This window comes from Achromobacter spanius (assembly GCF_002966795.1).
GTDB classification, from domain to species: Bacteria; Pseudomonadota; Gammaproteobacteria; order Burkholderiales; family Burkholderiaceae_B; genus Achromobacter; species Achromobacter spanius_D.
In genome coordinates this window covers 270,651-291,190 of the sequence record NZ_CP023270.1, presented here as the reverse complement: position 1 = coordinate 291,190, position 20,540 = coordinate 270,651, and the positions used below count along the sequence as shown (strand labels likewise).

The following is a 20,540-nucleotide window of genomic DNA, read 5'->3' as shown; positions in this document are numbered from 1 at the left end:
TTACCGGACCGCGATTTGCAGAAATTACAGAAACAAAATGACACCGCCGACACATCAGCCATTATCTTTCTGATTAATCCAGCGTGACGCCGCGCGCGCTCAGGCCAGAAGGCGTTTCACTCGGCTGATTAACTCTGCGAGTGCGCAAGCCTCAGACCTTTTCAAGGCTTTGAAACCGGATTTCGGACACTGCGCGGCAGGGTCGCGCGCCGCCATCAGCCGCTCCACCGACCGCTTCAGTCGGCCATTGCGCTGCTCGAGCTGGCGTATCCGCTGCAAGTCGTCCCGGCTTTGAACCGCCCGCAGATAGGCGCGCAGGCCGTCGAACGGTGGCGTTGGTCCGCTGCGGGAATCAGGCGTATCCATGCCCCTCTCCAACTACCCGTCAGACGGACGACGCGCCCGGCAGCGGAAACGTCACGTTCAAGCACACGCCACGTCCGTCGGCGCCATCCGTCACGGTGACGCGCGCATGGTGCGAGCGGGCGATTCTTGCCACCAGCGCCAACCCCAATCCGCTGCCGTGGCTCGGTGCGCCCGGGCCGCGGTAGAAGGGGTCGAAGATACGCTCGCGCAGCGGCCGTGCGATGCCGGGGCCGTTGTCCGACACCGCCAACGTGACGCTGTCCGCCGCCCACTGCAACGTCACCCAGATCGAACTGCCGTCGCCGCTATACCGGCCCGCGTTGTCCAGCAGATTGCGCACCAGAATACCCAGCGCATCGACCTGACCCAGGATATGCCCCGGTGCGGCATCCACGGTGAGCTGCTGGCCGCGATGGACGAACGAGCCCTGCATGTCCCGCAAGACAAAGCCCACGACGCAAGCCAGATTAACCGGCTCGAGCACGATGTCGTTCCTGTCGGTGCGCGCCAGGTCCAGCAGCTGTTCCACGATGCGCGCGCTGCGGCGGGTCGTCTCGGCGATCTTCTGCATCAGCATCTTCGCTTTGACGGGATCGTTGACCCGATACGCCGTGTCCGCGTACACGGCCAGCACCGCCAGCGGCGTGCGCAGCTCGTGGGCGGCGTCGCCGATGAATCGCCGCTCATTCTCGATGAGCGTCGCCACCCGCTGCTGCCGCTCGTTGATGGCGCGTATCAAGGGTCCCACTTCGGCGGGCACGGCGCGTTCGTCAACGGTCGCGCCGTCGGTCACGCTGGCCTGCGCAATGTCCCTGCCGGCGCGGCCAAGCTTGCGCGTTGATCGGCAGACCACGAACATCGTGACGCTGCCGATTCCGGCAAACATCAGCAGCGTGATGATCGAGCCCAGTTCGAACCGGTCGGCCAGCCCCGCATAGAACGCGCGCGTCGGCGTCGCGGCAACGATCTCGAAGCGGGCCGTCTCGTCCAGTCCCGCGTAGACGCGCCAGGTGTCGCCGCCGAAGGTGACGCACGAGAATCCGATGGCATTGGCCTGCGCCATCCGCGTCCGGGGCGCGTCCGTGGATGCCAGCACCAGCCGATTCGTCACGCGGTCCCACACCTGGATCTCGGTCTTGCCGATGGACTGGCGCAACAGGAAGGCGGGCACCGGCAGGTCCCGGCGGATGTCCTGCGTCACCGGCACCATCGCCAGAAAGAACGCGACGCTGTCGACCACCGCATTCAGCTCATGATCGCGCGCGCCTGATTCGGTGCGCGTCAGGCTGTTCCAGTACAAACCAAACTGCACCAGCCACGAGACCAGCAGCGCGCTGAAGATGCCCAGCAGAATCTGCGCGCGCATCGAATTCGTGACCCGCCGCATCAGCCGCCATCCCGGGCCAGGCGATAGCCTTGGCCGTGCACGTTTTCGATGGCGTCCTTGCCCAGCTTTCGCCGCAGGGCGTGGATGAACACGGCGATGGTGTTGCTCTCGCCGGGGCGGCCGGCGCCGTAGAGATGCGCGCGCAGCTCTTCCGTGGACACCAGCCGGTCGGGGTGCCTCACCAGCATCTCCAGCGTGCGGAACTCCTGTTCGGACAGGCGGGTCGGCACATCGTCGACGAAGGCCTCGCGGCGGCCCGGGTCCAGCTTCACATGACGCCACACCAGCACCTTGTCGCCCGCCGCGCCGCTGCGCCGCAGCAACGCGCGCATGCGTGCAAAAAGCTCCGTGGGATCGAACGGCTTGATGACGTAATCGTCAGCGCCCAGATCCAGGCCATGGATACGGTCGCTCAAGGCATCCCGCGCGGTGATCAGGATCACCGGCACCGCGTCGCCGCGCCGGCGCACAAAGCGCAGCACGTCCAGGCCCGACCCGCGATGCAGGCCAATATCCAGCAGCACGATCGTGAAGGCATGCTCCAGAAGCAGCACCTTGGCGGCGTCGACCTCCTGCACCAGCGTCACCGCGAAGTCCAGTTCCTCCAGGGCCAGCGTCAATGCGTCCGCGAACATCGCGTCGTCCTCGACCAACAGCACACGCATGTCAGTGTTCCCCTCTGTGGGCCTTGGCAGCCTCTGCGCGGCGCGGCGTGCTTGCCGCGCGTGCCGCATCATAAAAGGTCAGCCGCCGGCTCAGGCGTGGGCGGGCGCGGCCAGCGCCAGCGGCTCGTAGCGCGCCCCCGGATGGGCCGCAGCTGTGCGCCGCTCCGTCTTGAAGCGCGCCACCGCCTGCAACAGCTCCTTCGCCTGCGTGGCCATGGCGCCTGCCGCCGCCGCCGATTCCTCGACCAGCGCCGCGTTCTGCTGCGTCATCGTGTCCATCTGCGACACCGCCACGTTCACCTGTTCGATGCCGCTGGTCTGTTCCGCCGACGCCGAGGCGATTTCCACGGTCACCTCCTTCAGCCTGGCCACCGCGTCCAGCACCTTCTGCATCTGCTCGCCCGCCGTGGCCGCCAGCGCCTCGCCGCCTTGCACGGCGCGCTTGGAGTTTTCGATCAAACCCTTGATCTCCTTGGCCGCCGTCGCGCTGCGTTGCGCCAGCGCGCGCACTTCGGTCGCCACCACCGCGAAGCCCCGGCCCTGTTCGCCGGCCCGCGCGGCTTCCACCGCCGCGTTCAGCGCAAGAATGTTTGTCTGGAACGCGATGCTGTCGATCACCGACACGATCTCGCCGACGCGCTCGGCATCGGTGGAGATCGCGCCGATCGCGTCCACCACCTGGCCGACTACGCGGCCCGCTTCACCCGTGAGCTGGCTGCAGTCCACCGCAAGACTGCTGCCGCTTGCCGCGTTGTCCTGGTTCATCCGCACGGTCGAGGTCATTTCCTCGATGCTGGCGGCCGTTTCCTCCAGCGAGGCGGCCTGTTCCTCGGTGCGTTGGGACAGGTCCGCATTGCCTTCGGCAATCTGGGCGGACGCCGTCGAGATGGACTCCGCCGCACTGACGATAGTGCCGACCGTCGACGCCAACTGCATCCGCATCGTCTCCAGCGAATACATCAGGCTCGACCGATCGCGTCCGTCCAGCGTAAGCGCCGTCGTGAGATCGCCGCTTGCAATGGCGCCGGCCAGCTTCTGCGCATCGGCAGGCTCGCCGCCAAGCTGACGCAGGATGCTGCGCGTGATCAGCCAGGCCGACAGCACACCGGCCAGAACGGCGACCGCCATGATCACGACGATTGCATTGCGCAGGCGTGCCGACGTCTGCGCGGCCTGCCCGGCCGATTCGTCGCTGAGTTTGGTTTCCAGGTTGGCAAGCGCCATCAACTGGTCGAGCCAGGCGTCCTGCTTGGCGCGCAGCTCTTCACGCAGGATCCTGGCGGCTTCCTGGGTATTGTTCTGCCGCCCGGCTTCCAGGGCGCGCAGGTAGATCGGCGTCGCCTGTTCTTCCGCGCGCCGCGCGGCGGCGAACAGGTCGGTTTCCGCGGGCAGCGTCCCTGCGTCCTCGGCAAACATCCGCGCGAGCCGCTCGCTGGCTTCGCGGTAGTGCTTGGCCATGTCCTGCGACCGGGTGATCTCGTTCGCCACGGCCTGGGCGTCCGTCTGCAGCACGATGTTGCGCACCACGATGGCGCGGCTCTGCACCAGGTCCCGCATCTGCAACGCCAGCTTCAACTGCTGGTTGTTCACGTTCACGATGTCGGACATCGACTTGTCCAGCGTCCGCACGGCGTACAGGGACAGGCCCCCAAGCACCAGCAACGCCAGGATAAGCAGGAGAAAACCGATAGCGAGGCGGGACCTCACTTTCATGGCTGCAAGATTCATCATTCGCCTTTGTTGTGATCGACAACCGGCTCATGATTATTAGCGCTGTTGCAGCGCGGGACCCGTTAACGGATCCGCGCCGGCTGACGAGCGCGACTATAGCGAGGCAAGAATTAATGAATCGTTAATTCCCGCCAGCGTCAGAAGTTATGCCGCAGCCCCAGCGCAATCGTCTGCGGGCTGGCGCCGGCAGTCACGCCCAGGTCGTTGATTGCGAAGTCATAGGCCGCGTTCGAGCGGTTCTTGATCTTCGAGTAATACGCATACACCGACGTGCGCTTGGACAAGGGCTGTTCATAGCCGATCGTGTACTGGACCGCGCCGGTGTTCTCGCCGCTACGGACATAACCCACCCGTTGCGTGGACGGCCCGGTGCCGTTGGCGGCGTACCCAACGGATGCATTCAGACTGCCGGAGCCCAGCTTCTGCACGAGCGACACGTAGTAACCCTTGCGGCGCAGATCGCCGGTGGCTGTCTGGTAGCGCAGCTGCTCGACGACGAGGTTGATCGTGGTGGACGGGAACGAATACGAAGCACCCAGCTTGATGGCATCGTCGTGCGAGTCGGCCATCTGATAGTTCCTGTGCAGCTCATAGGCCGCCACCAGCGCCAGCGGGCCTTCCTTGTAGGCCGCGGACCAGGAGAAAAGCTGGGGGTTGCGCGGCGTCGTCATGCGTTCCTGCGGCAGGCCCCACGTGAAGCCCGCGCTCAGGCCATGCCAGTCGGCCGACCGGAAATGCAGCGAGTTCTTCTGGCGCCGGTCAAACGAACTGGTGTTCTCGACGTTGCCCGAGCTGGAAGCCGAGCCGTTGCCCATCAGCGCCATGTATCCCGCCGTCATCGGATAGTAGGGATCCATCTTCATGGTCGACTCGGTGTAGGCGGTGTGCCAGTTGCCCAGAAAGAACGTGCCGTAGGACGACGCCAGCCCCAGGCGCGTGTTCCGGCTGGCGATCTCGCCTTGCCCGGTGTTCAGCGCAATGCCGCTTTCAATCTGGAAGATCGCGGACAGGCCGTTGCCCAGGTCCTCTTCGCCGCGCAGGCCAAACACCGACCGATTGTTCGTCATGCGCGCCCCAGAGCCGGCATTGTCGCCGCCGCTGATCCACGCGTATTCCAGCGCCGTGTTGAGCCGGCCGTATAGCGTGACGGATGACTGCGCCGTCGCGCTGCCCACTACGCCACACAGCGCGGCCACCGCGCATCCACCAACCAGAACCCGTTTGCGCGCTTGGCGGCCAACCTTCATCTCATGCTCCTGTGCTTTCCGAGGGAATCCTGCGCGATCAACCCCTGGGCACGGGATACGAGCGACCCCGGAACTGCAAGGCAGCACGCAAACCGGAAAACAATACGCGTGCATTGCGTGGCGGCGCCATTCGTCGATGGTATAGGGTCACAACCCTAATGTCGGATTGCGCCCCACTGGCCGCCATGGAAACCTACCCGCCACGAAACTAATCGAGGAGAGTGGCATGGCTTCGCGTCGACAAGTCCTGGGAGCGGCGTCTTCGCTGGCTTCCGCGTTTGCGCTCAACAGCATGTGGGCAGGCCGGGCGAATGCCGGGTCGCAGAACCAACCCGGCACGCCGCTGGCGGACGGCCCCCCGGAAGTGATCTTCTACAACGGCCGCTTCACCACGCTGGACCGCGCCAATCCGGAAGCGGGCGCCGTCGCCGTGAAGGCCGGCAAGTTCGTCGCCGTGGGCAGCGACCGGGAAGTCCTGCGCCTGGCGGGATCGAACACCCGGCTGGTGGACCTGAAAAAGAAAGGCGTCCTGCCCGGGCTCTACGACAACCACACGCACGTCGTGCGCGGCGGCCTGAACTACAACATGGAGCTGCGGTGGGACGGTGTGCGGTCTTTGGCGGACGCCATGGAAATGCTGCGCCGGCAGGTCGCCAACACGCCCGCGCCCCAATGGGTGCGCGTGGTGGGCGGATTCACCGAGCACCAGTTCATTGAGAAGCGCCTGCCGACCATCGAGGAAATCAATGCCGTCGCGCCGGACACGCCCGTGTTCCTGCTGCATCTGTACGACCGCGCGCTGCTGAACGCCGCGGCGCTGCGCGTGGTGGGCTACACCCGGGACACGCCCGACCCCGAAGGCGGACAGATCATCCGGGACTCGAACGGCAATCCGACGGGCCTGCTGCTGGCCAAGCCCAACGCCACGATCCTGTATTCCACGCTGGCCAAGGGTCCGAAGCTGCCGTTCGACTATCAGCTGAACTCCACGCGCCACTTCATGCGTGAGCTGAACCGGCTGGGCGTCACGGGCGTCATCGACGCCGGCGGCGGCTATCAGAATTACCCGGACGACTACGCCGTCATCCAGAAGCTGGCCGACGACAACCAGTTGACCGTCCGCCTCGCCTACAACCTCTTCACGCAAAAGCCCAAGCACGAAAAGGAAGACTTCCTGAACTGGACGTCTTCGGTGAAGTACAAGCAGGGCGACGACTACTTCCGCCACAACGGCGCGGGCGAGATGCTGGTGTTCTCGGCCGCCGACTTCGAGGACTTCCGCGTCGAACGCCCGGACATGCCGCCGGAAATGGAAGGCGAACTGGAAGAGGTCGTGCGCGTGCTGGTCCAGAACAAATGGCCCTGGCGCCTGCACGCCACGTACGACGAAACCATCACGCGGGCGCTGGACGTCTTCGAGAAGGTACATCGCGACACGCCGCTTACCGGCATCAACTGGTTCTTCGATCACGCCGAGACGATCTCGGACAAGTCGATCGACCGGATCGCCGCGCTGGGCGGCGGCATTGCCGTGCAGCATCGCATGGCCTATCAGGGCGAGTACTTTGTCGAGCGCTACGGCGCGAAGGCCGCGCAGGCCACGCCCCCGGTCAAGCGCATCCTGGAAAAGGGCGTGAAGACGTCGGCCGGCACGGACGCCACGCGCGTCGCGTCCTACAACCCGTGGATCTCGCTGTCGTGGATGACCACGGGCAAGACCGTGGGCGGCATGCCGCTGTACCCGCACGAAAACCTGCTGGACCGCGAAACCGCGCTGCGCATGTGGACCGAAAACGTCGCGTGGTTCTCCAACGACGAGGGCAAGCGCGGCCGCATCCAGGTGGGCCAGTTTGCCGACCTGATGGTCCCGTCCCAGGATTACTTCACGGTGGCGGATGAAGAGATTTCGTTCCTGACGTCCGACCTGACCGTGGTCGGCGGGCGAGTGGTCTATGGCGCGGGCGACTTCGCGCCGCTGGACGAAAACGCGCCGCCGCCCGCCATGCCCGACTGGTCGCCCACGCGCCTGTTCGGCGGCTATGCCGCCTGGGGCGACCCGGAAGGCGCGGGACGCAATTCGCTGGACTACAAGCGCTTTGCCGCCGCGTGCGGGTGCGCCACGGCGTGCGGCATGCATGGACACAGCCACGCCAACGCGTGGGCCTCCAGCGTGCCGGCCTCGGACCAGAAGTCGTTTTTCGGCGCGCTGGGTTGCTCGTGCTGGGCCGTGTAAAGGACTGAATCCATGTCGAGCATTTCAACCTCGCTGGCCGGCCTCGCACGCCCCGTTCTCGGGGGCCGCGTGGCCCGCTTTGTCGCCTACCTGGGCCTGTGCGCGGCGTATCTGCAGGGCGGGCTGGTCAAGCTGACCGACTTTCCCGGCGCCATTGCCGAAATGACCCACTTCGGGCTCACGCCCGCGCCGTTCTTCGCCGTGGTCGTAATCGCGCTGGAGCTCATTGCCTCGCTCATGATCCTGATCGGCTGGCACCGCTGGATCGGCGCATTGGGGCTGGCGATCTTCACCCTCATCGCCACGTTCGTTGCCCTGCAGTTCTGGGAAATGCCGCCCGGCCAGGCGCGCTTTTTCGCCGCCAACTCGTTCTTCGAGCACCTTGGGCTGGTGGGCGGATTCCTGCTGGTGATCTGGCAGGACCTGAACGAACGGCGGTAACAGCCTTCGCAGTGCCCGTCGCGCCGGCCGCTCCGCCGGTTCAACGGGCACTGCGTCTTCAACGCTCACCTTGCACATCATGGAACAGACACCCGTATCTCCCCGATTCACCGGCCTCCTGGGCTTTAACGCGGGATACGTCGATACGGCGGGGTTCCTGGCGTTGAATGGCCTGTTCACGGCGCACGTGACCGGCAACTTCGTCACGCTGGGCGCCGCCTTCGTCCACGGCACGACCGGCGCCTTCGCCAAGCTGCTGGCCTTGCCGCTCTTCTGTGCCGTCGTCGTCCTGACGCGCCTGTTTGCGTCCAGCCTCGCGGCCGCGGACACGGCCATGTCCAAGCTCATGTGCGCGAAGGTGCTGCTGCTGGCTGCCGCCGCCGCCGTCCTCATCGCCTACGGACCGTTTCCCGACAGCGACGCGCCCTTCGCCGTGACGGGCGGCATGCTGCTGGTCGCGGCCATGGGTATCCAGAATGCGATCCAGCGCATGCACCTGGGCAGCGCGCCGCCGTCCACGCTGATGACCGGGACCACCACGCAGGTGATGATCGACCTGGCCGACCTCTGCAAGGGCGTCTCCGGCGAAGCCCGCACGGCCGCCGTCGGCCGCCTGCGCAAGATGCTGCCCGCCCTGGCGGCCTTTGCGTCCGGCTGCGCCATTGCCGCGTTGCTGTACTGGGCGTCCCTCATGTGGTGTTTCGTCCTGCCGCCCATCGTCGCCGCCCTGGCCACCCTGGGCATCAAGCGCGTCCCCCAATGACCCTACTTGAGGGGGGACGCGCCATACCTTCGAACAATGTCGAAATGCGAACGTTTCCCATATCCTGACGTTGTCGTTAACGCCCCCTCTGTTTCAACCCTCCAGGTGATTTTCATGTCCCAAGCAAAGCTCGAAGTCCTGACCCCGCAGAACAGCCAGATCATCTTCATCGATCACCAGCCGCAGATGGCCTTCGGCGTGCAGTCGATCGACCGCCAGACGCTCAAGAACAACGTCGTGGGTCTGGCCAAGGCCGCCAAGGTGTTCGGCGTCCCCACCACCATCACCACCGTCGAAACCGAGTCGTTCTCGGGCTACACCTACCCCGAACTGCTGGACGTGTTCCCGAACCAGAAGGTCCTGGAACGCACCTCGATGAACTCGTGGGACGACCAGAAGGTGCGTGACGCGCTGGCCGCCAACGGCCGCAAGAAGGTGGTCGTCGCCGGCCTGTGGACCGAAGTCTGCAACACCACCTTCGCCCTGTGCGCGATGCTGGAAGGCGAGTACGAGATCTACATGGTCTCGGACGCGTCGGGCGGCACGTCCAAGGAAGCGCATGACATGGCCATGCAACGCATGATCCAGGCCGGCGTCGTGCCGGTCACGTGGCAGCAAGTGCTGCTGGAATGGCAGCGCGACTGGGCCCACCGTGACTCGTACGATGCCGTGATGGAAATCGTCAAGGAACACTCGGGCGCCTACGGCATGGGCGTGGACTACGCCTACACCATGGTGCACAAGGCCGGCCAGCGCACGCAGACCGCCCACGACGCCATCGCGCCCGTCGCGGCGCCCGTCATCGCCCGCTGATGCCCCACGGGCCCGCAGCCGCTCTCGCAGCGGCCGCGGGCCTTTTTGCTTTCTTCCGCAGCCTGCCCGCCATGACGACCGCCGACATCCGACCCGCTGACCCAGCCCCGCCTTCCTCTCCCTTCGCCTACTCCGCCTTCACGGTGATCTGGGTGGCTACCGTCCTGTCGAACATCGGCACCTGGATGCACGATGTGGGCGCGGGCTGGCTCATGACCTCGCTGTCGCCGTCGCCCATGTTCGTGGCGCTGGTGCAGACGGCGGGCGCGCTGCCGGTCTTCCTGCTATCGCTGCTGGCCGGCGCGCTGGCCGACACGATGGACCGCCGCAAGCTGCTGCTGATGGTGCAGATCGCGATGGGCTTCATCGCCCTGGCACTGGGCCTGGTGGTGTGGTTTGGCCTCACGACGCCGTGGGTGCTGCTGGGCTTTACGTTGCTGATGGGCATTGGCACGGCGCTGTCGGCGCCCGCTTGGCAGGCCATCGTCCCCAGCCTGGTGCCGCGTCCTTCGCTGCAGCAGGCCATCGCGACGAACAGCGTGGGCATCAACGTCAGCCGCGCCATTGGTCCGGCGCTGGCCGGCGTGCTGATCACCAGCCTGGGCGTGGCGATTCCTTTCTTTGTGAACGCGGTCAGCTTCATCGTGGTCGTCGCAGCACTGATCTGGTGGAAGCCGCCCGCCGCCGCTGAAAAGCGCCTGCCGCGCGAGCAGCTGTTTCACGCCATGCGCGCCGGGCTGCGCTTCGCGCTGCACAGCAAGCCGCTCAAATCCACGCTGGTGCGAGCCGTCGCGTTCTTCCTGTTCGCCAGCGCCTATTGGGCGCTGCTGCCGGTGATCGTCCGCCAAGTGCTGCAAGGCGGCGCCTTGCTCTACGGCATCATCCTGGGCTGCGTCGGCGCGGGTGCGGTGATCGGCGCAATCGTGCTGCCGCCGCTGCGCAAGAAGCTGGGCCCGGACCGCAGCGTCATGGCCGGCACGCTGGGCACGGCGCTCACGCTGGTCGTATTTGCGGTGGTGCCGCATCCCGTGGTCGCCGGCGCGTTCAGCTTTCTGGCGGGCGCGTCGTGGATCATGGTGCTGACCTCGCTGAACGTGTCTGCCCAGGTGGCGTTGCCCGACTGGGTGCGCGCACGCGGCCTGGCGATCTTCGTCACGGTGTTCTTCGGCTCGATGACCGCCGGCAGCATGATCTGGGGACAGACCGCCGTGCGCGCTGGCGTCCCAACGGCCCTGCTGATCGCGGCCGCGGGCTCGGTCATTGCGATGCTGCTGACCCGCAAGGCCCAGCTGCAACTGGGCGCCGAGCTGGACCTCGCGCCGTCGATGCACTGGCCCGAGCCACTGATCGACCAGCACGTGTCGCATGATCGCGGTCCGGTGATGATCACGGTGGAATATCTGATCGACCCGGCGCGCGGCGCGGACTTCGTGCAGGCCATGCATCACGCCGGCGCCGAGCGCCGCCGCGACGGCGCCTACGCCTGGGGAATTTTTGAAGACGCCGCACAGCCGGGCCGCTACCTGGAGTACTTCCTGGTGACGTCGTGGCTTGAGCATCTGCGCCAGCACGAGCGCGTCACGCATGCCGACGAAGACCAGCAGGCGGAAGTCCGCGCGTTCCATATCGGCGACACGCCGCCGCGGGTGTCGCACTTCGTCGCCCCCATCCCGAAATAAGGGGGCAGGATGAGACCGGCGCTGCCCGCACACACCGTTACAAGAGAAGAATGATTCCTGACTAGAATTGCGCCGACAGGGATTTTGATGCCGCGCGCCGAGAGGCCGCGGCTTAGGTGTGACATGGATAGCGCTCCTCGCTTCGAGGCAGTCAACGGAGCCCGTTTCGAGGTTCTGTGGGTAGACGGCGACCGGGTCTTCGGACGCGGCGCTTCGAAGCTGGCCGTCTGGCTTCGGCCGAACGACAGCTCGGAATGCGCGCGGCACCTGCTGGAACAGGAATACGGCCTGCGCGACTACCTGCATGCGGACTGGGCCGCCGTCCCGACCGAGCTGGTGCGCGTGGGCGGCGCCACCGTCCTGTATCTGCAGGATCCCGGCGGGCAGCCGCTGGCCACGCACCATTCGCGCGCGATGCCCGCCCCAATGTTTCTCCGCTTCGCCATCGAGGTGGCGATGTCGCTGGGGAAGATGCACAACGCCGGGCTGATCCACCGCAATCTCAAGCCCGCGCACATCCTGTTCAATGAACAGCATGGCACCGCTCACCTGACCGGCTTTTCGTTCTCCACGGCGCTCGGCGCGTATCAAGCAGCGCCCGCCGCGCCGCCGGGCGATATCGTCGGCACCCCCGCCTACATGGCCCCCGAGCAGTCCGGCCGCTCCGGCCACCGCGCCGACGCGCGTTCCGATCTGTATTCGCTGGGGGTCGTCTTCTACGAAGCCTTGACCGGCGAGCTACCCTTTCAGGGCGAATCGGCGCTGACGTGGCTGCACAGCCATACGGCGCGCGTGCCCGTGGCGCCGGCCGAGCGCGACGGCAGCATCTGCGCCGATCTGTCGGCCATCGTCATGAAGCTGCTTGAAAAGTCGGCGGACGACCGGTATCAGACGGCGGAGGGGCTTGCCGCGGATCTTCAGTACTGCCTGTCCCGATTGACCGCCGACCTCGGCGCCGCGCCCGACTTCGTGCCGGGCCGCTACGACCACCCGGGGCGCGTACGCGTGCCGGCCACGCTGTACGGCCGGGGCACCGAACTAGACATTCTGCTCGGCGCCATGGGCCGGGTGGCGGGCTCGGGCCGCGCCGAGGTGGTGCTGATCTCCGGCGAACCCGGCGTCGGAAAATCCATCCTCATCGAAGAGCTGCATCGCGTCGTCGGCAGCCAATACACCCTGCTCGCAAAGGGCAGGGGCGATCCCCACAGCCACGCGGGCCCGTACGCCGCGCTGGTCGAGGCGGCACGCGGCCTGCTTCAGTCCGTGCTTGCCAAGAACGAAAGCGACCTGGGCGAATGGCGCGAAAAGCTGCGCGTGGTGGTGTCCGCGGGCGGCGACAGCCTGCTCGCGTTGATCCCCGAACTGGCGATGATCGTGCCGGACGCGTCGGGCCTGCTTGCCGAAGGCGACGCCAAGGCGCGGTTGCGCCTGGCCTTTCAGCATCTGTTCTGCGCGTTCTCGTCGCCCGGCCATCCGTTGATCCTGTTCCTGGACGACCTGCAATCGACCGACGCCGCCACGCTGCGCGTCATCGAACAGCTTGCGCAGACGGACCTTCAGAACATCCTGGTCGTGGGCGTGTATCGCGCCGAAGAGGTGACGGCGCGCCACGCGCTTGCTGCCTTCATTGACAGCCTGCGCGCCAACGCGATTCCCCTGACCGAGATCGCGCTCAACAACCTGCCGGAGCCCGATTCCGCCCGCCTGATCGCCGATGCGCTGCAGAGCAAGTCGCCGTGGATCGATCCGCTCGTCAGCCTGGTGCAGGCCAAGACGGCCGGAAACCCGTGCTTCATGCTTCGCTTTCTGGCCACGCTCTCGGCCGAGGGGCTGCTGCACTACGACCCGCGCCGCCAACGCTGGATCTGGGATGCGGACGCCATCCGCGAGCAGGCCTTTACCGACAACGTGGTCGGCATCATCATCCAGCAGGTCGAGCGCTTGCCGCCCGACAGCCGCGAAGCGCTTCAACACATGGCGTGCCTGGGGCACGACGCGTCGCTCGGCAAGCTTGCCATTGCGCTGGACTGGCCACGCCTCGACGTTGCCACCGCGATGCGCGAATGCGAGCGGCAGAGCCTCGTGTTCCGGGCCGGCGACGTGTACCGCTTTCCGCACGACCGGGTGCAGGCCGCCAGCTATGCGCTGATTCCCGAACGGCAGCGCGCCGCCACGCACCTGGCCATCGGCCGGCGGCTCGTGCAGGACCTGCCACCGGAACAATTGAAGGCGCACGCGTTTGAACTGGTCGATCAGTTCAACCGGGCATGGCAACTTGTCCACAGCCCGGAAGAACGCGTCCGGCTTGCCCATCTGAACGCCCTGGCCGGCGCGCTGGCCAAGGACACCGCCGACTATTCCGCGGCCATCCGGTATCTGGAGGCCGCCTCGGCGTTCCTGTCCGACGACGGCAGGCAGCACCAACCGGCGCTGGCCTTCACCATCGAGATCACGCGCGCCGAATGCGAATTCCGCAACGGCGCGGTGGCAAGCGCCAAGCATCGGCTGGCTCGTCTGGGAGAGCGCGACGGCCCCTTGCCGGAACTGGCCCGCGTGACGCAACTGCGCGTGGAAGTGTTCATGGCGCTGGGCGAACGGCACGAGGCCATTCAGGCCGGACTGGATTATCTGCGCCGCGCCGGCATCGACTGGACGGATAGTCCGTCCGATGACGCCGTATCCCGCGAATACGCCGAGTTCAATGCGTTGCGGGCCGGGCGGCCCGCGGCCGCGCTGCTCGGCTTGCCCGCGATGCAGGACGCCGAGGCGGAAGGCACGATGGGCGTCCTGACCGCATTGCTGCCCCCCGCCTGGACGCTCTTTGCAAATCTGCGCGAGCGCGTCATTCTCCGAATGGCCAACCTGAGCCTGCGCCATGGCAATACGGATGCGTCCAGCCTCGGCTATGCGTGGCTAGGCATGATCCTGGCCGCGCGCACGGGCGACTACGCAGACGGCTACGCCTTCGGCAAGCTGGGCGTCGACCTGATCCAGCAGCGCGGGCAGGTCCGCTTCAGCGCGCGGGTCTATCAGGTCTTCGGCGGCCAGATCGTCCCGTGGTCGCAGCCGATCAGCGAGGCGCGCGACCTGCTGCAAACCGCCTTCGAACTGGCGAGTCAGCAGGGCGACTGGACCTATGCGTCCTTCGCGCTGAACAGCCTGGTCACGCACATGCTGGCCACCGGTGGCCCGCTGAACACCATCCGCGCCGAAGCCGGCCGCGGCCTCGCCTTCGCGCGCAAGGCGGGTCTTGAAGTCCTGGACCGGTATACGTCCCAGCTTCAGCTGGCCAAGATGCTGCAGGGCCTCACCACCCAATTCGGCACGCTGGACGATGGCGGGTTCAGCGAGGCCGAATTCGAACTGAAGATTCAGGCCGAGCCCGGCCGCAATGTCACGGCGTGCTGGCACTACCTGCGCAAGCTTCAGGCCCGGGTATTCGCCGGAGATTTCACCAGCGCCGTGTGCGCCAGCCAGAACGCCTCCGCGTTCGTGTGGACGTCGCTCGCGTTCGTCGAGGAGATGGAATTTCATTTCTACTCCGCGCTGGCACGCGCCTGGTGTCCCGTGCCAAAGTGTCCGACCGAACATGCCGCGGCGCTGGCCGCCGTGCAGACCCATCTTGAAAAGCTGCGTCCGTGGGCCGCGTCCAGCCCATCCAACTTCCAAAGCCAGCAGATGCTGATCGACGCCGAAGTCGCGCGGCTGAACGGCGATGTGCTGGACGCGATGCAACGCTACGACGACGCGATCCATTGCGCCAGCGATCACGGCCTCGTGCATGTGGAAGGCCTGGCCAATGAGTGCGCCGCGCGCTTCTTTGAAAGCCGCGGCCAGCAACGCATTGCGCACACCTATCTGCAGCATGCGCGTGCGTGCTATCAGCACTGGGGCGCGTCGGGCAAGGTTCGGCAGATCGACGCCTTGTATCCCACGCTGTTCGTGGACCGCCGCGGCGCCACGCAAGGTTCCACCATCGAAACCCCCGTGGAAAGCCTGGATCTTGCCACCGTCATCGACATCTCCCGCGCGCTGGCCAGCGCGCTGGACCTGCAGACGTTGCTGGACAAGCTGATGAAGATCGCGCTGGAGCAAGCCGGCGCCACGCGCGGCGTGCTGGTCCTGCAAAGCGGCGGCGACCTGTATGTCCGCGCCATCGCAACCACCGCCGGCGATTCCGTCGCGATCAGCCAGCGCCCGCAATCGCTGGACGAAGCGGGGCTGCCGCAGCAGATCGTGAACTACGGCTGGCGGACCGGCGAAACCATCGTGCTCGACGACGCGTGGGTGACGGGCGCCTTCACCGGCGACCCTTACGTGCGCGCCGCGCGGCTGCCGTCGGTGTTGTGCCTGTCGTTGACGACGCACTCCAAATCCATCGGCGTGCTGTACCTGGAAAACACCTTGGCGCGCGGCGTGTTTGCGCCGCACCGCACCGCCGTGCTGCGACTGCTGGCCTCGCAGGCCGCCATCGCGATCGAACGCGCACGTCTGTACCGCGACCTGGCGCAACGCGAAGCCCGGATACAGCGCCTGGTCGAAGCCAACATCATCGGCATCTGGTTCTGGCGCACCGACGGACAGGTGCTGGAAGCCAATGACCTGTTCCTGTCCATGACCGGTTACGGCCGCGAGGACGTCAGCGCCGGCCGGTTGCGGTGGACGGCGCTGGTGTCACGCAGCGGCGCGGTGTCGCTGGATGAACTGTTGCTGCGCGAGACCGCCGAGCCAGTCGAGACCGAACTGATCCGCAAGGACGGCCGCCGCGTGCCCGTGCTGCTGGGCTCCGCGCGGTTCGCGGCGGACGACAACGAGGGCGTGTCGTTTGTGCTGGACCTGTCCGAACGCAAGGCGGCGGACGCCAAGATGCAGCAGATTCAGTCGGATCTCGCGCACGTCACGCGCATGACCACCGTCAGCTCGATGACGGCGTCCATCGCGCACGATGTCAGCCAGCCCGTGTCGGCGGTTTTGACCGAAGCGCAGGCCGCGCTGAACTGGATTGCGCGCACGCCGCCCAACACCGAAGAAGTCGCCGAATCCTTGCGCCGCATCGTGCGCAGCGGCCAACGCGCCGGCTCGATCATCTCGGGCGTGCGAGCGCTGATCAAGAAGGCGCCGGCGGCCTTTGGCCCGCTTGAAATGAACGGGCTTGTGAAGGAAACGCTAACGTTGCTGCGGGGCGAACTCGATGTCAGTGAAATCGAAGTCGTCCTGGATCTGGCTGATGCCCCCCTGCACGCCAACGGAGACCGCGTCCAGCTCCAGCAGGTCCTGCTCAACCTCTATGTCAACGCCGTCGACGCCATGAAGCATGCGCCGTCCACGCGGCAGCTGACTATCGTCACCCGGCATGCGTCAGACGGCGAAGTGCTTGTCGAGGTGCTGGATACGGGCAGCGGCATCGACGCCGCGACGGTGAAGAAACTGTTCGATCCTTTCTTCACCACCAAGACCCAAGGCCTGGGAATGGGTCTTGCCATCTGCCGCGAGATCATCCAGCTGCATCACGGCCAGATGTGGGCGCGGCCCAATAGCCCTGCGGGCGCGGTGTTCTACTTTTCGCTGCCCGCGCAGGCGTGAGTCATTCGCCGTCGCCCGCCTCGTCATCGCCGCGCGATGGCGGCGATTGCAACGCCTGCGCGGCGACGCGCGGATTGACCTTCATGATCATCTGCACCAGTTGGGCAAAGCTGCGCGCCTGCATCTTCCGGTAAGCGCTTGCCCGGTGCGCCTTGACGGTCACTTCGCTGATGCCCAGCTGCTCGGCGACTTCCTTGTTCAAACAGCCGGACGCGATCATCTCGATCACCTGCTGCTCGCGCGCGGTCAGCGAGCGATAACGCTCCAGAATCGTCTCGAACTCCTGCTCCTTGGCGCGGCGCGCGACGTCCGACTCCAGCGCGCGGTGCACGGAATCCAGCAGGCGCTGCTCGGAAATGGGCTTTTCCAGAAAATCGATGGCGCCGGCCTTCATGGCCTTGACCGTCTGGCGGATGTCGCCGAAGCCCGTGACCACCACGATGGGAATGTGATCGCCCAGCTCACGCATGCGCGCTTGTAGTTCCAACCCGTCGCCGTCGGACAGCTGGAGATCCAGGATCAGGCAGGAGGGAACCGCCGGGCGCGTCGCGGCCTGGAAGGCGCTGATCGAGTCGAAGGTTTCGGCGTGGATCCCGATAGACGACAGCAAGCGAAACAGCGAGTCGCTGACCTCGGCGTGATCGTCCACGATGTACACGATCGCAGAGGGCGCGCCGGATTTTTGAATGTTCAACGCTATGACTCCTCGCGGGGCGCGACGCAGTGCTTGCTTGCGTCGCATGCCTCATAGGGCAGCCACCAATTACAAATGCTGCGAGTTTAAGCGTTTGGATTCGTCCCCCTTATTCGACGGCCGGCGCGGTCACCCCCAACGCCACCCCATCGCGCTGCGGATCCGCGCCCCCTTGCAACGCGCCGGTCATGCGCGACACCACGTGCGGCGCCGCGAAGGCATAGCTTTGATATGAGCGGTTGATCGCGTGTCCTTCCTGCACAAGCGCGCCGGTCACGTAGCGCGGAATGCGGTTGGAAACGTCGATCGCGTTGCCGGTCACCGAGATGCGGGGCGCGGCCACCGCCTCGAACGCGCTCATGCCGAAATCCACCAGGTTCACCACGGTCTGCGTCAGCGCCGAGGCAATGGCCGTGCCGCCGGGCGCACCCAGCGCGGCCTGCACCTCGCCATCGCGAAACAGCAGCAACGGGCATTGCGAACTGGTGCGGCGCTTGCCTGGCCCGATCGAAGCCGCCCGTCCCGGCCGCGGGTCAAACCCGCTAAGCAGGCCGTTGTACAGCACGCCCAGTCCATCGGTGATGATGCCGGAACTCGTGCCCAGGCTATGCGTCAGCGTGGCGGCGTTGCCGTCGGCGTCGATCACGCAGACCTGCGTGGTGTCACGCGGCTCGGCAGCGATGCCAGGCGCCAGCCGGGAGATCTCGGCGGGCAGGCGCGCCCGGATGCGCGCGGCAATCTCCGCCGCGTGCTTGCGCGACAGCAGGCGCGCCACCGGCACGTCCACGAACTCCGGGTCGCCGATCAGGGTGTCCTTGTCGATCGTCACCCACTTCAGCGTCTGGGCCAGTAATTCCAGATAGGCCGCGCTGTTGTGCCCAAGCGCGGCCACATCAAACTGATCCAGCACGTGCAACGCCTGAATCAGCGTCAAGCCGCCAGCCGGCGGCGGAAAGCCCGCCACCTGCCAGCCGCGGTAATCGCCCCAGATCGGCGCCGCCTCGGACACGGCGTAGGCATTCAGATCGGCCAGCGTCAGCAGGCCGTCGTGCGCCCGCATGTCGTCGGCGATGCGGCCGGCGATCTCGCCGCGATAAAAGTCCGCCGCGCCGGCACGCGCCAGGTGTTCCAGCGTCGCCGTCAGATCGGGATTGTGCAGGCGCTCGCCGGGCCGCTTGAAGTTGCCGTCGGCATCCAGGTACACCGCGCGCCCGGTGGACGTCAGCGCCAGCCGCTCGCGCGTCTCAAGCATGCCGCCGCGGGCGCGGTCGAGCGCGCCGTATTGGTACATATGCGGACGCACCACCACGCCGTCGCGCGCGTGCTGCAGGGCCGGCGCCAGCGCGTCGGCAAACGACCAGGTGCCGTAGCGCGACAACGCATGATCCAGGCCGGCCAGCGTGCCCGGCGTGCCGATCGATTGGTAGCCCGCTTCGTTGACGTTGCCCTGGACCACGAAGGCGTAGCCGTCGGGCGTTTCATTGAGCGGCAGATGCGCCCAGATATCTGGCCGCGCCGCCGCCGGCGCGCGCGCGCAGAAGTCCACGCAGGTATGCACGCCGCGCCCGGGCAGCGCGACCTGCAGCGTGCCGTAGCCCGCAATGCCCGCCATCATCGGATCCACCACGCATTGGGTAAAGGCCGCCGCCACCGCGGCGTCCACCGCGTTGCCGCCGTCCATCAGCACGCGCGCCCCGGCCTCGGCGGCCTCCGGCTGCGCGGCGCAGATCATGGCGCGGCGCGCGGTCATGCGACGGCCCCGGTGGCCTCGCGCAGCGCCACGATGAAGGCATTCAGACCCGCATCGCGGTCGGGCTCGTTGGCGCTCAGGTATTTCGGCTCCGGGTAGGCGGCAAGCTGCACCACCGCCAGTTGCGCGCGCGTGTCGATGAAGATGCGCTGGCCGGAATGGCCCATCGCCATCATCGCGCCGTCCTCGCGCAGCCACCAGCTGTAGCCGTACGCCGTCAAGCCCAGCGCCTGGCGCTGCGCGGTGTGCAGGTCGGCCGGAATCTGGAAGGCGGGCGTGCCGGACTGCGCCACCCAGCCCTCGGGCAGAATGCGCTCGCCGTTGACCACGCCATCGTCGAGCACGAACTGCGCAAAGCGGCCGATGTCGCGCAGCGTCATGCCCGCGCGGCTGCCGCCGATCTCCTGGCCGTCTTCGGATTCCAGCGTGTAGAAGCCATCGAACTCCATCCCGCAGGGCTGCCAGATGCGACGCGACATGTAATCGGCCAGCGTGCCGCCGGTCGCCGCGCTCAGCACGGCGCCCAACAGGTACGTGTCGCCGGTGTTGTAGTGCCAGAAGCGCCCGGCGTCGTGGGCACGATGGCAGCCGCGCAGCAGCGTCAGCACGCCGCCCGGCACCTTGTCGGCCAGCGACTTGCTGTAGCGATTCACGTCGGACGCCTTGTCCGTGTAGTTCTCTTCCCACGCGATGCCCGACGACATGGTCAGCAGATGCCGCACCGTCACGGCGTCATAAGCGCAGCCGGCCAGCGCCGGCACATAGGCGGTGACGGGATCGTCCAGGCTCTTGATGGCGCCGTCGTGCAGCGCCGCGCCGGTCAGCATGGCCGTCATGGATTTGACGGTCGACATGGTGGACCAGCGTTCCTGCGGCTGAAAGCCCAGGCCATAGCGTTCCAGCACGATGTGGCCGCGATGAATCGCGATCAGGCCGGCCACGTTGTTGCGGTCCATCAGATCACCCACGCCAAGCGTCTCGCCGTCCTGCGTATAGCGCACGTCGATCTCGGGCGCGCGCGGCAAGGGCCGGGGCGTCGAGCCGCGATGGATCGTGCGGGTGGCGAACAGGCGGTCGACGATGCGATAGCCATACGACTGCAGGCAGGGCGGCCACAGCAGGAAATCTTCCCCGCGCGGCAGGTGTTCAACGGCCTCGGCCAGCGGCGGGGTGGGGATAGCGTTCATG

Annotated in this window: 14 protein-coding genes; 6 read left to right on the top strand and 8 right to left on the bottom strand. The window is 66.6% G+C overall.

Features of this window, described 5'->3' with window-relative positions; genetic code table 11:
- Window positions 1–99 precede the first annotated feature (99 nt).
- The 5 genes from CLM73_RS01375 to CLM73_RS01355 all read right to left on the bottom strand — a co-directional run bounded on the left by CLM73_RS01375 (window position 100) and on the right by CLM73_RS01355 (window position 5,396).
- Window positions 100–366, bottom strand: coding sequence for a hypothetical protein (locus CLM73_RS01375; RefSeq protein ID WP_105236999.1), 267 nt, complete (start codon window positions 364–366; stop codon window positions 100–102).
- A gap of 19 nt (window positions 367–385) precedes the next feature.
- On the bottom strand, window positions 386–1,732 hold the full coding sequence (locus CLM73_RS01370) for a sensor histidine kinase (RefSeq protein WP_158685820.1): 1,347 nt from the start codon (window positions 1,730–1,732) through the stop codon (window positions 386–388).
- Window positions 1,733–1,752: 20 nt separating this feature from the next.
- Window positions 1,753–2,418 (bottom strand): response regulator transcription factor, encoded by a 666-nt coding sequence (locus CLM73_RS01365; RefSeq protein ID WP_105236997.1) that lies wholly within the window; start codon window positions 2,416–2,418, stop codon window positions 1,753–1,755.
- Window positions 2,419–2,508: 90 nt separating this feature from the next.
- Window positions 2,509–4,131 (bottom strand): methyl-accepting chemotaxis protein, encoded by a 1,623-nt coding sequence (locus tag CLM73_RS01360; protein ID WP_158685819.1) that lies wholly within the window; start codon window positions 4,129–4,131, stop codon window positions 2,509–2,511.
- A 155-nt stretch (window positions 4,132–4,286) separates the two neighbouring features.
- Window positions 4,287–5,396 (bottom strand): porin, encoded by a 1,110-nt coding sequence (locus tag CLM73_RS01355; RefSeq protein ID WP_105236995.1) that lies wholly within the window; start codon window positions 5,394–5,396, stop codon window positions 4,287–4,289.
- A 343-nt stretch (window positions 5,397–5,739) separates the two neighbouring features.
- On the opposite strand from CLM73_RS01355, the gene CLM73_RS01350 reads away from it, so the two are divergent.
- From CLM73_RS01350 to CLM73_RS01325, 6 genes are all read left to right on the top strand, one after another.
- Complete coding sequence (locus CLM73_RS01350) at window positions 5,740–7,629, top strand: amidohydrolase (RefSeq protein WP_056566950.1); 1,890 nt, start codon at window positions 5,740–5,742, stop codon at window positions 7,627–7,629.
- A gap of 12 nt (window positions 7,630–7,641) precedes the next feature.
- Window positions 7,642–8,070 (top strand): DoxX family protein, encoded by a 429-nt coding sequence (locus tag CLM73_RS01345; protein ID WP_105236994.1) that lies wholly within the window; start codon window positions 7,642–7,644, stop codon window positions 8,068–8,070.
- Between the two features lie 79 nt (window positions 8,071–8,149).
- Entirely contained in the window at window positions 8,150–8,833 is a 684-nt protein-coding gene (locus CLM73_RS01340; RefSeq protein WP_105241333.1) for a YoaK family protein, read from the top strand.
- A 114-nt stretch (window positions 8,834–8,947) separates the two neighbouring features.
- A complete protein-coding gene (locus CLM73_RS01335) occupies window positions 8,948–9,646 on the top strand; it encodes a hydrolase (RefSeq protein WP_056566956.1) in 699 nt (232 codons plus the stop codon).
- Window positions 9,647–9,717: 71 nt separating this feature from the next.
- Window positions 9,718–11,325: an MFS transporter gene (locus CLM73_RS01330; protein ID WP_105236993.1), complete on the top strand. Its 1,608-nt coding sequence runs from the start codon at window positions 9,718–9,720 to the stop codon at window positions 11,323–11,325.
- A gap of 123 nt (window positions 11,326–11,448) precedes the next feature.
- Window positions 11,449–16,908 (top strand): trifunctional serine/threonine-protein kinase/ATP-binding protein/sensor histidine kinase, encoded by a 5,460-nt coding sequence (locus tag CLM73_RS01325; RefSeq protein ID WP_158685818.1) that lies wholly within the window; start codon window positions 11,449–11,451, stop codon window positions 16,906–16,908.
- Between the two features lies 1 nt (window position 16,909).
- Here CLM73_RS01325 and CLM73_RS01320 read toward each other — a convergent pair whose 3' ends face one another.
- From CLM73_RS01320 to CLM73_RS01310, 3 genes are all read right to left on the bottom strand, one after another.
- On the bottom strand, window positions 16,910–17,602 hold the full coding sequence (locus tag CLM73_RS01320) for a response regulator transcription factor (protein ID WP_234015780.1): 693 nt from the start codon (window positions 17,600–17,602) through the stop codon (window positions 16,910–16,912).
- Window positions 17,603–17,711: 109 nt separating this feature from the next.
- Window positions 17,712–19,352: a gamma-glutamyltransferase gene (ggt, locus tag CLM73_RS01315; protein ID WP_234015779.1), complete on the bottom strand. Its 1,641-nt coding sequence runs from the start codon at window positions 19,350–19,352 to the stop codon at window positions 17,712–17,714.
- On the bottom strand, window positions 19,349–20,539 hold the full coding sequence (locus CLM73_RS01310; RefSeq protein WP_105236990.1) for a serine hydrolase domain-containing protein: 1,191 nt from the start codon (window positions 20,537–20,539) through the stop codon (window positions 19,349–19,351). The genes ggt and CLM73_RS01310 overlap by 4 nt, the downstream gene beginning before the upstream one ends.
- Window position 20,540: the final 1 nt, after the last annotated feature.